The following is a 14,886-nucleotide window of genomic DNA, read 5'->3' as shown; positions in this document are numbered from 1 at the left end:
ACGTCATACTTTGAAGTTATTTACTAAGTTATATGATATGGCACTTGTGTGGGCAAAGCACCGCCATGCAGAGCGCTATTTAGCAGGGATGAGCTTTGCCGAATCTGTTTTCTTTCCGGTGCCACCCGATGTCATGCTGGCGCCAATGTCGCTTGCACAACCAAGCAAAGCATGGCGTTTTGCAAGCTTTACTACCATTGCATCTGTCATTGGTGGTGTTTTAGGTTATCTGTTAGGTTATTGGCTATTTGAGCCAGTTGTAGAGCCTTTTATTGCTCAAATGGGCTGGCAAGCAAAGTTTGACTTAGCACTTAGTTGGTTTGAAACCTATGGTGTTTGGGTTGTATTTATCGCTGGATTTTCGCCTATCCCCTATAAGGTGTTTACGATAGGGGCAGGGTTAATGCAGATGGCCTTTTTGCCCTTTTTAATTGCCTCAGCCATTGGTCGTGGTGCACGATTCTTCTTGGTTTCCGCTTTAATGAAGTGGGGTGGGGTTAAAATGGAGCAAAAATTACGTCAATATGTTGAAGCACTTGGCTGGGGTTTAGTTATTTTAGTTGTGGTTGCATACTTTTTATTACGATAGCACTTAAAACCTTCAGTTAGCATTTCAAGGAGCATTTTACAGTGAGAAAGCATTTTACAGTCTATGTTGCTTTGTTTCTTAGTATTTTGCTCTTTGGCTGCTCCTCTCGTAATGCACCTGCGCCGGTCAGTAGTTTAGATAATCAAATCAATCCCACCACACGTAAAGTTAATATCACAGGCTCAAGTTATCGAGTACAAAAAGGCGATACGCTCTACTCAATTGCGTTTAGCGCTCAGAAAGATTTCCGTTCTTTGGCAAAAATAAACCGTATTCCAGCACCTTATACAATTTACCCTGGGCAACGCATTTTGCTTAAAAAAGCAGCGGTAAAACCAAAAAAGACGAAAAAATATACGAAATGGAGTAAAAAGTCTACTGTTTCGAAACAAAAAAATAACAAAAAATTAAAAAAAGAGCTTGATCAGCCAAAACAACGAGAGTATGTTCAAAAACAAGCCAACAAAAAAGTTAGTGTAAGAAGTAGTAAATCTAGTACGAAAGTAATATGGAGCTGGCCCGCTCAAGGTAAGGTCACTCGCCGTTTTTCTACTAAAGAAAATGGCTACAAAGGTTTACAAATCGCTAATAAAAAAGGGGCATCTGTTTTAGCTGCTGCACACGGAACGGTGGTTTATGCTGGCAACGCATTAAGGGGATACGGTAATTTAATTATTTTGAAACATAATGATGATTACCTAAGTGCCTACGCGCACAACTCCAAGTTGCTCGTAAAGGAAAAACAGGAAGTAAAGGCGGGTCAGAAAATAGCAGAAATTGGCAGTTCCGACTCCTCAGTAACGGCTTTGAGATTTGAAATTCGTTATCGAGGAAAAGCAGTCAACCCTGCTAAATATCTACCTTAGCCACGGGTATTGATAAAGTGATTTAGCTCAATCACATATTTGCTCGGGAGGACGCTTATGGGTCACACAGCAAAACTTGAGAAAACAACAGAAACGATTGACGATAAATTTGACGATACAGTAGTCGAAGAAGAATCTTCTGATTTACTAGAGGAAGTGGATAACGAAGAAGATATTTTTGCAAAGGATGAAGTAGCCAAGAATTTAGATGCAACGCAACTATATCTCGGTGAAATAGGTTTCTCTCCTCTGCTCAGTGCAGAAGAAGAAGTATACTTTGCGCGTAAAGCGTTGAAAGGCTGTGAAGCCTCTCGTAAACGAATGATCGAAAGTAATTTACGCTTAGTGGTAAAAATTGCTCGTCGCTATAACAATCGTGGCCTTGCATTACTTGACCTTATTGAAGAAGGTAATCTTGGTCTTATTCGAGCTGTTGAAAAATTTGACCCAGAACGTGGTTTCCGTTTTTCAACTTACGCAACGTGGTGGATTCGTCAAACTATTGAACGTGCCATCATGAATCAAACCCGTACTATTCGCTTACCCATTCATGTTGTTAAAGAGCTGAACGTTTATTTAAGAACCGCACGAGAATTAACGCAAAAGCTAGACCATGAACCAACAGCAGAAGAAATTGCAGAGTGTTTAGATAAACCTGTTGAAGACGTAACAAAAATGCTGCGTCTAAACGAAAAAATCACCTCAGTTGATACACCAATTGGTGGTGAGAATGATAAAGCCTTACTCGATATTATTGCTGACGAAAAAGGCTCTGGCCCTGAGGGCGAAGTACAAAATAATGATATCAACAAGCATATAGTCGATTGGCTTGGTGAATTAAACCCAAAACAACGCGAAGTATTAGCACGCCGCTTTGGTTTACTTGGCTACGAGCCATCAACGCTTGAAGATGTGGGTCGTGAAATTGGCTTAACACGTGAGCGTGTAAGACAAATTCAAGTGGAAGCATTACGTCGCTTAAAAGATATTTTGCAACACGAAGGTTTAAGCACTGATAGCCTGTTCGACCAATTCACTTAATTTGACAACAATGCATACCTGATCAAGGGTATAGAACCTACGGGTTCAGAACACACAATAAAGCTGACGTTACGTCAGCTTTTTTATTGTGGTAATTAAAGTAAATCTTTTAACTGATATAATAGCTGATGTGCTTGCCTTGGCGTGAGGCTGTCTGGATCAAGCTGTTTTAAGGTTAATTCAAGCTCTGATGGCTCATTATCAAAAGCCAGTGCTTGCTGTTGCTGCACAGGAGCTGTGACTGGCTGGTGATTTTCGAGCATTTTTAGTTTCTGTTTTGCTTGTTGAATTACTGCTTTTGGCACACCGGCAAGTGCTGCAACTTGCAAGCCAAAGCTCTTACTTGCAGCTCCTTCAAGTACTGTGTGCATAAAGGCAATGGTGTCGTTGTGCTCAATGGCATCTAAATGCACATTAACCAGTCCTTGTTGCTGTTCTGCAAGTTCTGTTAATTCAAAGTAATGAGTTGCAAATAGGGTTTTAGCTGCAATCTTTGAGGCTAAATAGTCTGCAGTAGCATAAGCGAGTGACAAGCCATCATAGGTTGACGTACCACGACCAATTTCATCCATTAGCACCAACGATTGTGCGGTAGCATTATTCAAAATTGTGGCTGTTTCTGTCATCTCAACCATGAAGGTTGAGCGCCCAGATGCCAGATCATCACTTGCGCCAATGCGTGTGAATATACGGTCAATGTTACCGATTTCGGCGCTATCTGCCGGTACGTAAGAGCCTATATGTGCCATTAGGACGATAAGCGCGGTTTGGCGCATATAAGTTGATTTACCACCCATATTTGGACCCGTAATAATTAGCATTTTACGGTCATTATTGAGCTCTACTGGGTTGGCAATAAACGGGTCTTTCATGACCTGTTCAACAACAGGGTGGCGGCCTTGCTTAATGCTGATATTGTCGTTATCGCAAAGTGTTGGTTTAGCGTAATTAAGTGCTTGTGCTCGTTCTGCTAGGTTATTTAATACATCTAAATCGGCTAACACAGCTGCCATGGTTTGTAGCTGCTCGATATGCGGAGCAATAAATTCAAATAACTGCTCGTAAAGTTGCTTTTCAAGGGCTAATGCTTTTGATTGGCTACCCAGTACTTTATCTTCGTGCTCTTTTAGCTCAGGAATGATGTAGCGTTCATTATTTTTAAGCGTTTGGCGACGAATATAATCCGCAGGCACTAAATGTGAATTGGCACGGCTAACTTCAATAAAAAAACCATGTACTTTGTTATAGCCAATTTTTAGTGTACTAATACCAGTGCGTTCACGTTCACGCTCTTCAAGTTTTTCAAGAATATCAGTCGCACCTTGGCTCAGCGCACGCCATTCATCAAGTTCACTATTATAACCAGGGGCAATAACGCCACCATCACGAATAAGTACAGGCGGAGTTTCTATAACAGCACGTTCCAGTAAATCTTGCAGTTCAGGCAATTGTTGCGAGTTTGCGATGATCTGACTAATACGTGGATTGTTGGCATCCATTAGCAGTTCGTGCAGTGGTGCCAAAGCCTGCAAAGCGCTACGCAAGCGCGTTAAATCACGGGGTCTTGCGGTGCAAAGTGCTAAGCGAGCAATAACACGTTCAATATCACCAATTTGCTTTAATGATTCTTGTAGCTCACCGCATAGTTGCGCATCAATAATCGCACTTATTGCATTGAGACGAGAGTTAAGCTCAGTTTTGCTGCGCACTGGAGTGTGAATACGGCGTTTTAGTAAGCGAGAACCCATGGCTGTTGCTGTTCTATCAAGTACTTGCGCGAGGGTGTTTTCGTAGCCGCCAGAAAGATTCACCGTGAGCTCTAAATTTTTACGAGTTGCAGCGTCGAGGATCACTGCATGTTCATTTTGTTCAAGAGTGATGGCACGAATATGTGGCAGGGCAATGCGCTGAGTATCCTTAACATATTGCATTAAACACCCAGCAGCAATGAGTGCGTTATGAGCTTTATCGACTCCAAATCCCACTAAATCTTTAGTGCCAAATTGGTCGCACAGTAAGTGCTGGGCAGTATCTAAATCAAATTCCCATTCTGGACGGCGACGCGCGCCTTTTATATGCTCAATTAGGTGCACATTTGCAAATGTTTCACTGTAAAGCAGCTCAGCAGGCGCTAAACGTTGTAATGTTGAGCTAAATGCTTCATCAGTATTGACTTCAAGAATATTAAAGCGCCCTGAATTGATATCAAGATACGCTATTCCGTAAACACCCTTGTTGCTTTGCCACACACTCGTTAATAAGTTGTCTTGACGTTCTTGCAGTAAGGCTTCATCAGAAATTGTGCCAGGCGTAACAATGCGCACGACTTTGCGCTCTACAGGGCCTTTACTCGTCGCAGGGTCGCCTATTTGTTCACAAATAGCAACGGATTCGCCCATTTGCACTAAGCGGGCTAGGTAGTTTTCTACAGCGTGATAAGGGACACCGGCCATTGGGATTGGGTCACCACCGGCTTTGCCGCGGTGAGTTTGAGAAATATCAAGTAATTGTGCGGCACGTTTGGCATCATCAAAAAACAGTTCATAAAAGTCACCCATTCGATAAAACAGCAAAATATCTCGATGCTCTGCTTTTATTTTAAGATACTGCTGCATCATAGGGGTTTGTTGTTTTATAGTGTGCGGTGCATAAAGATCAAACGACATGTACTTACCCAAAGGCTGAATATGGAATTACATCAAGAGATTAAAACACTTGCTGCGAAATTAGGAGCTATTTTAACGGATAAACGCTTATGGATCACTACCGCTGAATCATGCACGGGCGGGGGCGTGAGTTATGCGCTTACTGATACGCCAGGAAGTTCTAATTATATTGACCGTGCTTTTGTCACCTACAGCAATCAGGCAAAGCATGAACTACTTGGTGTTAACGAGCAAACATTAAACACCTACGGTGCCGTAAGTGAACAAACTGTCCTTGAAATGGCACCGGGTGCTGCAAAAGCAGCAAAAGCTGATATTGCGGTTGCGGTTTCTGGTATTGCAGGCCCTGGAGGTGCGACACTGGATAAGCCCGTGGGGTTAGTCTGGTTTTGTATTCATTTTGCAGGGAAAAACTATTCGAGCAAGCAGGTTTTTTCTGGGAATAGAGCAAATATTAGAGAGCAAGCTATTGTTTATTCAATAGAAAAAGTAATTGAATTGATAAAATCAGAAAATTAGCTTGATACTGTGATTTCATACAGTATACTGTCTGCATTAGCCGGATTTGGAGAACAGAATGAACGATAACAAACAAAAAGCGTTGGACGCTGCTTTATCACAAATTGAACGTCAATTTGGTAAAGGTTCAATTATGAAATTGGGTGATAATAAAGCCCTTGATATTGAAGCTATCTCGACAGGTTCACTTGGTATTGATATCGCGTTAGGTATAGGTGGTTTACCGACAGGCCGTATCGTTGAAATATATGGTCCTGAATCATCAGGTAAAACAACGCTTACTTTACAAGTTATCGCTCAAGCTCAAAAGCAAGGTAAAACATGTGCGTTCGTTGACGCTGAGCATGCACTTGACCCTGTGTATGCACAAAAACTAGGTGTAAACATTGATGAGTTACTTGTTTCCCAACCAGATACGGGCGAGCAAGCATTAGAAATTTGTGACATGTTAGTACGTTCAAGCGCTGTAGATGTAGTGATTGTTGACTCGGTTGCTGCACTGACACCAAAAGCTGAAATTGAAGGCGACATGGGTGACTCACATATGGGCCTACAAGCTCGTTTAATGTCGCAAGCACTTCGTAAGTTAACGGGTAACATTAAACGCTCAAATACACTGTGTATTTTCATTAACCAAATCCGTATGAAAATTGGTGTTATGTTTGGTAACCCAGAAACAACTACGGGTGGTAATGCGCTTAAGTTTTACGCTTCTGTACGTTTAGATATTCGTCGCATCGGCTCAGTGAAAGAAGGTGACGAAGTCGTTGGTAATGAAACCCGCGTGAAAATCGTTAAGAATAAAGTTGCGCCGCCATTTAAACAGGCTGAATTCATCATTATGTACGGTGAAGGTATCTCTAAACATGGCGAGCTAATTGATTTAGGTGTTAAGCATAAACTTGTTGAAAAGTCAGGTGCTTGGTACAGCTATAATGGTAATAAAGTCGGCCAAGGTAAAGCTAACTCAATTAAGTTCTTAAAAGATAACCCTGAGATCGCAGATGAAATCGAAGGCAAACTACGCGAGATGCTATTACTGCAAGCCACTGTACAACCAGAAGATGGTGAAGATGCAGGCTTAATCGCAGAAGATGAGCTATAAATCGTTTTAAAGAGTATCGTTAAGCGTGATTTGACCCGCACTTAACAAAAGAAAGCCGCTACCCTATGTAGCGGTTTTTTTATGGCTGAAATAGTCTGTGGCCGCGTGTTGTTTATTTGAATGCTCGCGGGGTAAACCCGTTGCTATAAGATGGCGTAGTCGCGGTTTTATATCGCGCTTAAGATTTAGTTGTTTTTTGGGCTGTTGCGGGGTAAACCCGTTGTTACAAGGTGGCGTAGTCGCGATTTTATATCGCGCTTTAGTTTAGGTTGTTTTTTTGGGTTATCGCGGGTAAACCCGCTGCTATAAGATGGCGTAGTCGTGGTTTTATATCGCGTTTCGGGTTACGTGTTTATTTGATTGGTCGCGGGGTAAACCCGTTGCTATAAGATGGCGTAGTCGCGATTTTATATCGCGCTTTAACTTGAGTTGTTTTTGGGTTGTTGCGGGGTAAACCCGTTGTTACAAGGTGGCGTAGGCGCGGTTTTATATCGCGTTTTAGGTTAAGTTGTTTTTTGGGCTGTCGCGGGGTAAATCCGCAGCTACGGGGCGTAGCTGCGATTTTATAGCACGTTTAATAGGATTATTAAAAACGCTAAAGCAAGATTATAGCTGCCAGTTTAATGACATAGCATAACCGCGTGGTGCACCGTAGTAACCTTGCTCCCAGAACAAGCTGTGAAGGTATTTCTCATTGGTTACGTTGTTGATATTAAAGTTAACACTCACATTATCATTAATGTCATAGGTTGCCATCAGGTTTAGTAAGCCATAGGCATCTTGTTTTGTGACCGGTACCACACCTGAAGGCTGTGTCGGTTGCACACGTTGCGTGTCATCCTGCCACTGGTAATTTAAACCAAAGGTTAGGCCATCTATTTGAGGTACTTTCTGGGTTAAAGCAAGTTTAACTTGATTCTCTGGTGTGTAATCTTTTACTAACTCATCACCATCGATATTTAAGTTACTATAGCTAAAGCTAGCACTAAGTGTGTCGTTGAGTCGGCCACTCATTTCTATTTCAAAACCGTCACTATTGATGCCATCTGCACCATAGTAGCGTGTGTCATCTGGTTGAGAACCAGCAATAGCGATAGCTAGGCCTTCTTGCTTAGCATCGAAATACGCAAAGGTCACGAATAAGTTGTCATCGAGTAATTGTGCTTTCAAGCCGATTTCGCTGCTTTTACCTGTGATTGGATCTAGGTAATCTCCGTTAATATCACGCTCTGTTTGTGGTACAAAAGTTTCTGTGTAGCTTGCATACGTAGAGAAGCGTTCGTTAATGTCATACACTACACCGTAATAAGGTACAGTTTGATCACTGTCTTTATCTTTCGCTTTTCCATATGACTCGCCCTCAGTTTCCCAGTTTACATGGCTAACACCCGCTAAGAAACTCAATGAGTCTGTGGCACGAATTCGTGTAGAAATATAAGCAGAACGCTGACGACTTGTAATATCAGCACCTGTTAAACCATCATCAAATGTCGGTGTGGGTGCTGTGCCATCCCAACCGCCAAGTTCAGGCATGCGAGGGAAGCCATTTTCATTATCATAAAGAGACATATCATCGTTATCCATATCCGCTTGGTTTACACCAAACGATAGGTCGTGCTCCATGCCAAATAAGTCGAACTTACCAGTTGCATAGATATCTAAAATATCGTGCTTATCTTTATGATCATATTCGCTTGCGTAACCTATTAAGCCTAAACCTGTTTCTCTATCAGGTGTTTTATAGACATAAAAAAGCTCTGAATCTTGCTCATTTTCTAAGTGCGCATAGCTTGCTTTTAAAAACCAAGTATTCGTAATTGCTTGTTCAATTGATAAGAACAGCTGCTCTGTTGTGTTGTTCCAGTAAGACCAGTCAGATGCTGTACTGGTTGATTCATCAAAGTTAGTTGCTGAGCCATCGCTATAATAAAGAGGGAGTGCACCCCATAATGGGCTATCTGCATCTTTTTTCTGGTTAACGTAGTTAGCCGTTACTACCGTGCTATCCGTTAACTGGCCTTCGTAAGCAAGGTAGTAAATTGTTTTATCTTGCTCATAGCGGTCAAGGTAAGACTCTGCTTTATGTTTGGTAAATACAGCACGCACAGCGTGATTTTCATTTAGTGCAGTTGATGCATCAAGCTCTAAGCGTTTGCTATCCCAAGAGCCGTACGATACAGATGCATTGACTTGTGTTTGATAAGTTGGGCGTTTTAAAACCATATTAACAGTTGCAGATGGGTTACCTGCACCTGTCATTAAACCATTGGCGCCACGGACAATTTCAACGCTATCGAAAATTGAGGTGTCTAAAGTTCCCTGGATAGAGCCGTTGTCTTGTGGCATACCCATGCCGTTAACCTGAAAGTTTGTTATCTCAAAACCACGTGCTTTAAAGTAGGTACGATCAGTTTCAATTTGCTCAACAGTGACACCTGGTGTACTTTCAAGGACTGAGTTCAGATCATCAAGTGAAAAGTCATTCATTAATGCACGAGATACAACAGAGATAGACTGGGGTGTTTCTTTTATTGTTAGCCCAAGTTTTGTTGCAGATTGCGCTTCTTCAGTGATGTAGTTTTTATGGTGCTGACCATAAACAGCTATTTTTTCAATAGGTTGTTCTTTTTCTTGTGCAGCGAAAGCGTGGCCACTTAATAGTGCTGAAGTCACTAAGCTTAATTGTGAAAGGCGCAAAAATTTAGTTGATGACATGCAAATTCCCAAATAGTTCAATTCAGATTGTAAATTAATGCGTAATGTAATCTAAATGAAAATGGTTTGCAATTAGGTTTGTCGGTGTTGGCTTAAAATAAACAAAAAAAGCGGCCGAAGCCGCTTCAGGAAGTAAAACTGATTAGGGATTAAAAAACGTATTTTGCAGAGAACTGCAAGCGATCCATATCGCCATCTGTGCCACTTTCTAGTTCACGCTCAGCATGTTTATACTCAACACCAAACGTAAGCTTTTTAACAGGTGAGTATAAGATATTTGCACTATAGCTTTGACTGGTTTCTGTAGGATCGCCAGAGATCGCAAATAAGTCACTATTATTGTCAGCAGAGAAGAATGAATAAAGGAATGTTGAACGCCATTGGCTATTCCAATGTTGCTGATAGGCAATAAAGCCTGATGTTGAATCAATGGCATCAAGATCATCACCATCAAGCACGGCACCATGAGCAACATTTAAACCCACGTAGCGACCTAAGCCTGAACCCTGTGTCAGCATAAATTTAAGGTTGTTTTGACCAAAGTTTACTTTACCAGACGCGCTAATACCAAATGAAGACTCATCGGCATCAATACCATTCTTTTTATAGGTTAATTGGCGTGCAAGACCTGTCACAACTAACTCACCCCAATCCGCTTTGTGAGTATAACGGGCTGTAAAATCAGGCATTGCGGCATCATCGGTTGCAACGCGAGCACCACCTTGTGTGGTAATGGTACTTTCAGGGTTTTCGATTGAAAAAGACCAACTACCCGTTGTGTACCTTGCCTGAGCTTGGCGAGCAAACACAGTGCCTTCTGCTGGACCAACAAAATCAAGGGTTTCTGGAAGAGCACCTACGTTTTGGAAGTTCGACCATGCTTGACCGAATAACCAACCGTCATACGTGACATAAGCTTGTCGAATACGTGGTGCATATGAATTAGTAACGCGCTCATTACCACCAGGTGCTGATGCTAGAAAGTCGATCTCAATCTTTGTATTTATGGTTTTTCCGTTATCTAATTTGGTTGCGGTACCAAAATTGAAACGTGATTGACGGGCGTGCATATCAAAGACAGCATCATTGTCTGCGTCAGGTCCAACAGGAGTCGTACTTGGCACGTAAAAATCGCGACCAACGCTTGAACCGTCTGGTATACCTGATGAGTAATCACTCCACATTGCATCGAGTTTTACATAACCGCCATAGGTGATATCAGTATTACCTATGGTGGCTGCGTGTACTGTGCCTGTCAGCGCACAAAGTACTGCTGATGCAGTTAATGTCTTCAAGGCTGTTACTTTTCTTGTTGTCATAATGTGTATTCCTGTCAAAGCTACTTGTATGTTGTTGTATCACTGTTGTTTAAGAAGTGATTTCTCTCAATTATCTATTGGTCTATTAGACTAAGGTGGTACTAATACTAATGAGCAACAAAGTTTGTTTAAATTAAGGTAGTTAGTCAGATGTATTAGTACATTGGACTTGATTATAGAAGGTGATTACGAAGTTTTTTGTTTATTGGTGAGATATACAACTAAGGTCTAATATTTTAAGTCGCTTTGCTGAGTGATCCTTGAAGTAAGCCTTTGGCAAGTAATTAACATGGAGACGACAACAATGTCACAAAGTATCTATCCAGTTCCAGCGCATATCAAGAATGCAGCACTCGTTGATAACGATAAATATAATACACTGTATAAGCAATCTATTGATGACCCAGAAGGATTCTGGCGAGAGCACGGTAAACGTCTTGATTGGTCGACCCCTTATAATAAAGTAAAGAACACGTCATTCGATAAAGGTCACATTAATATTCGTTGGTATGAAGACGGACAATTGAATGCCTCTTATAACTGTATCGATCGTCACCTTGCTAAAAATGCAAACAAAACGGCCCTGATTTGGGAAGGTGATAACCCTGAACAAAGCGAAAACATTAGCTATCAAAAGCTGCATGATGAAGTCGCAAAACTCGCCAATGGTCTTAAAAAATTAGGTGTTTCTAAAGGCGATCGCGTCGCTATTTATATGCCAATGACTCCACAAGCTATCTATGCAATGCAAGCATGTGCACGTATTGGTGCCATTCACTCTGTTGTATTTGGTGGTTTTTCTCCATCAGCGATTGCTGATCGAATTAACGACTCCGGCGCTAAGGTTGTAATTACTTCTGATGAAGGTCGTCGTGCAGGGAATTGCGTGCCACTTAAGGCAAACGTTGATGAAGCGGTATCACAAGATTCGGTAACCAGTGTGGAACATGTCATCGTGCATCAGTTAACGGGTGGCGATGTTGAGTGGAATAGCCATGATGTTTGGTGGCATGACCTAATAGCAGATTTACCGGCAGAATGTGAACCTGAGCCAATGAATGCAGAAGATCCGCTTTTCATTCTTTATACTTCCGGTTCAACGGGTCAACCTAAAGGGGTTGTTCATACCACAGGTGGTTACCTTGTGTATGCATCAATGACCCACGAGTACGTATTTGACTTAAAAGAAGATGATATCTTTTGGTGTAGTGCCGATGTGGGCTGGATCACAGGTCATAGCTACATTGCATATGGTCCATTAGTTAATGGTTGCACTCAGGTTGTTTTTGAAGGTGTGCCTACTTACCCAACAGCAGGTCGTATGGGTGAAGTCATTGATAAACATAATGTTACTATCCTATACACTGCACCAACGGCTATCCGTGCTTTGATGGCGAAAGGCGATGAGCCAACGGCCACATCAAAACGTACTAGTTTACGTATTATGGGCTCTGTAGGTGAGCCAATTAATCCTGAAGCATGGGCGTGGTACTACGAGCATATCGGTAATGAAAATTGCCCAATCGTAGATACGTGGTGGCAGACCGAAACTGGCGGCATCATGATCACACCACTACCAGGTGCAACAGATATGAAGCCAGGTTCGGCAACACGTCCATTCTTTGGGATTGCGCCTGCATTGTATGATGCCGAAGGTAATACGCTTGAAGGGGCAGTTGATGGCAACTTAGTTATTTTAGATAGCTGGCCTTCACAAGCGCGAACAGTTTATGGCGATCATGAACGTTTTGAGCAAACCTATTTCTCAGCATACCCAGGTGTGTATTTTACAGGTGATGGTTGTCGTCGTGACGAAGATGGTTACTACTGGATCACTGGTCGTGTAGATGACGTGCTTAACGTATCAGGCCACCGTCTAGGTACAGCTGAAATCGAAAGTGCATTAGTTGCTCACGAAGCAGTTGCCGAAGCGGCTGTTGTTGGCTATCCACATGACATCAAAGGTCAGGGCATTTACGTGTATATTACACCAAATGAAGGCGTGACTGTCAGTGATGAGTTAACGGCAGAGGTACGTAACTGGGTTCGTAAAGAGCTAAGCCCAATTGCATCACCAGATATGATCCAATGGTCGCCAGGCCTACCGAAAACACGTTCTGGTAAAATCATGCGTCGAATTCTACGTAAAATCGCGGCAAATGAGCACCAACAGTTAGGTGATACTTCAACACTGGCCGATCCGAGTGTGGTTGATGAGTTAATCGAGAACAGATTAAATCGTTAAAAATGCGTTAAAAACTTGATTAGAAGTTGATTCTAAACGTAGTATATCGGCTGTCACTTAGAAATAGGTGTCAGCCGAATTTATTAGGAGTGAACCATGAGTCAGTTTTTAATAGCGGACGATCATCCGTTATTTCGTGAAGCGCTGAAAGGGGCATTGAGTGCGAAGTTCGCTGATTTAGAAGTGTTTGAATCGGAAAACTTTGATACCACATTGCAAGTGCTTAGCGAACAAGAAGATCTTGATATTCTACTGCTAGACCTTCACATGCCAGGTAATGGCGATTTATACGGCCTTATTCGTATTCGCGAAGACTATCCAAGCTTACCCATAGCAGTGGTGTCAGGTAGTGAAGACATCAATATTGTTTCTAAAGTGATGGGATATGGTGCGATGGGGTTTATACCTAAATCATCGTCATCAGATGATATTGCCATAGCCATTAACCATATTCTTGAAGGGGATGTATGGTTACCCATTGAGCTTAAAGATAAAGTCGCTGCGGTTGATGGCGAAGACAAAGAAATAGCCGCTCAGGTAGCCTCATTAACACCACAACAATATAAAGTGTTGCAGTACTTACACGAAGGCTTATTGAATAAACAAATCGCTTATGAATTACATATTTCTGAGGCCACGGTAAAAGCGCATATTACCGCTATTTTCAGAAAACTTGGTGTATATAACCGCACTCAAGCGGTCCTTATTGCCTCAAAACTTCAACTTGATCCTATTGAGTCGAACTCGTAATTAGATAATAAAAATAATAAAGAGGCGATTAGCCTCTTCATTAAAATGACTTAAGCAAATACCACGGTGCGATTACCGTTAATAAACAGTTTATGCTCAGAGGCTAACTGTAAGGCTTTGCAAAAAACTGTTTTTTCTACATCTTTCCCCATTTTTGCCATCATTTCTGCGGTATCAGCATGACTAACATGGGTTATATCTTGCAAAATAATTGGCCCTTCATCGAGCTCATTATTAACAAAGTGAGCTGTTGCACCAATGATTTTTACGCCACGTTCAAAAGCCTGATGATAGGGTTTTGCACCGATAAATGCTGGTAAAAATGAGTGGTGGATATTGATTATTTTACCTTCAAAGCGAGCGACAAACTCAGGGCTTAAAATTCGCATATACTTAGCAAGGCCAATAATATCAGGTTGGTAGCTGGCAATTAGGTCACCCACTTGCTGATCGTGCTCTGCACGGCTCAACCCTTCATGAGAAACAACATGAAATGGCACATCAAAGCCGGCTGCCAAAGGGGCTAAGTCTGGATAGTTAGCGATAACGGCTAATACTTCAATATTCAGGGCTTTTTCAAATTGTTTGAGTAAAACCCCCCCAAACAATGTGCTTCTTTAGTGGCAAGCAACACAACTTTGGTTTTCTCGCTGCTATGCAGTGCAAGCTCAGCACCATCTGGAAGTAAGGTTGCAAGGCTAGGTAAAAAGTTATCTGACACCGTGCCACTTAACTCAGTACGCATAAAAAAGCGCTTAGCGTCTTTGTCAACAAACTCATTATTACGTGTGATATTTAAATTATGCTCATGACAAAGGCCTGTGATTTTGGCAATTAAGCCAACATCATCATCGCATTGCGTGGTTAAAATCGTGTTCATAGTCCTCATTCTAATCCCGTTTTGGTGGCCTTTATTATTTGCTAATTTTTAAGTGCTGCATAGCGCAATTTCAACTATCTAATAATTAATTTCAGAATAGCCTAGTCCAATTCACTGCATTACAAAGGGTACTTGTTATTGGTGGTTTGAATGAAAGTGAGGTTTTTGTGAGTAGGATTTAAGTTTTCATT

General features: G+C 41.8%; 10 protein-coding genes and 1 pseudogene. 7 read left to right on the top strand and 4 right to left on the bottom strand.

The annotated features are described in order from the left end of the window. Positions 1 to 10: 10 nt before the first annotated feature. The 3 genes from L0Z67_RS13500 to rpoS are packed head-to-tail and all read left to right on the top strand — an operon-like array spanning position 11 to position 2,496. On the top strand, positions 11 to 589 hold the full coding sequence (locus L0Z67_RS13500) for a YqaA family protein (protein WP_062568799.1): 579 nt from the start codon (positions 11 to 13) through the stop codon (positions 587 to 589). 41 nt (positions 590 to 630) lie between these two features. Continuing rightward, positions 631 to 1,455: a peptidoglycan DD-metalloendopeptidase family protein gene (locus L0Z67_RS13495; RefSeq protein ID WP_193987751.1), complete on the top strand. Its 825-nt coding sequence runs from the start codon at positions 631 to 633 to the stop codon at positions 1,453 to 1,455. 57 nt (positions 1,456 to 1,512) lie between these two features. After that, entirely contained in the window at positions 1,513 to 2,496 is a 984-nt protein-coding gene (rpoS, locus tag L0Z67_RS13490) for an RNA polymerase sigma factor RpoS (RefSeq protein ID WP_062568801.1), read from the top strand. A 95-nt stretch (positions 2,497 to 2,591) separates the two neighbouring features. Here the strand turns inward: rpoS and mutS are convergent, their stop codons facing one another. Further along, positions 2,592 to 5,162 carry a DNA mismatch repair protein MutS gene (gene mutS, locus L0Z67_RS13485; protein ID WP_062568802.1) on the bottom strand — a complete coding sequence of 857 codons (2,571 nt, stop codon included), beginning with the start codon at positions 5,160 to 5,162 and terminating at the stop codon, positions 2,592 to 2,594. A gap of 21 nt (positions 5,163 to 5,183) precedes the next feature. Here mutS and L0Z67_RS13480 point away from each other — a divergent pair, with 21 nt between their 5' ends. Both L0Z67_RS13480 and recA read left to right on the top strand, forming a co-directional pair. After that, positions 5,184 to 5,681: a CinA family protein gene (locus L0Z67_RS13480; protein WP_193987750.1), complete on the top strand. Its 498-nt coding sequence runs from the start codon at positions 5,184 to 5,186 to the stop codon at positions 5,679 to 5,681. A gap of 58 nt (positions 5,682 to 5,739) precedes the next feature. Further along, on the top strand, positions 5,740 to 6,786 hold the full coding sequence (gene recA / locus L0Z67_RS13475; protein WP_193987749.1) for a recombinase RecA: 1,047 nt from the start codon (positions 5,740 to 5,742) through the stop codon (positions 6,784 to 6,786). Positions 6,787 to 7,392: 606 nt separating this feature from the next. Here recA and L0Z67_RS13470 read toward each other — a convergent pair. Then, complete coding sequence (locus L0Z67_RS13470; protein WP_062568805.1) at positions 7,393 to 9,501, bottom strand: TonB-dependent siderophore receptor; 2,109 nt, start codon at positions 9,499 to 9,501, stop codon at positions 7,393 to 7,395. Between the two features lie 149 nt (positions 9,502 to 9,650). Continuing rightward, the gene (locus tag L0Z67_RS13465; RefSeq protein ID WP_405128126.1) at positions 9,651 to 10,820 is read right to left on the bottom strand and encodes a DcaP family trimeric outer membrane transporter; all 1,170 of its coding nucleotides are present in this window, start codon (positions 10,818 to 10,820) and stop codon (positions 9,651 to 9,653) included. Between the two features lie 304 nt (positions 10,821 to 11,124). On the opposite strand from L0Z67_RS13465, the gene acs reads away from it, so the two are divergent. Together acs and L0Z67_RS13455 are read left to right on the top strand one after the other, a co-directional pair. Then, entirely contained in the window at positions 11,125 to 13,065 is a 1,941-nt protein-coding gene (gene acs, locus L0Z67_RS13460; RefSeq protein ID WP_405128125.1) for an acetate--CoA ligase, read from the top strand. 96 nt (positions 13,066 to 13,161) lie between these two features. After that, a complete protein-coding gene (locus L0Z67_RS13455; protein ID WP_062568808.1) occupies positions 13,162 to 13,815 on the top strand; it encodes a response regulator transcription factor in 654 nt (217 codons plus the stop codon). A gap of 50 nt (positions 13,816 to 13,865) precedes the next feature. Here the strand turns inward: L0Z67_RS13455 and purU are convergent. Continuing rightward, positions 13,866 to 14,695: pseudogene (gene purU / locus L0Z67_RS13450) on the bottom strand (formyltetrahydrofolate deformylase). Between the last annotated feature and the right edge of the window lie 191 nt (positions 14,696 to 14,886).

It is taken from the genome of Pseudoalteromonas sp. PB2-1 (assembly GCF_045040605.1).
Classification (GTDB): domain Bacteria; phylum Pseudomonadota; class Gammaproteobacteria; order Enterobacterales; family Alteromonadaceae; genus Pseudoalteromonas; species Pseudoalteromonas arabiensis.
The sequence above is the reverse complement of the archived record's forward strand: the minus strand, read 5'-3'. Positions and strand labels throughout refer to the sequence as shown.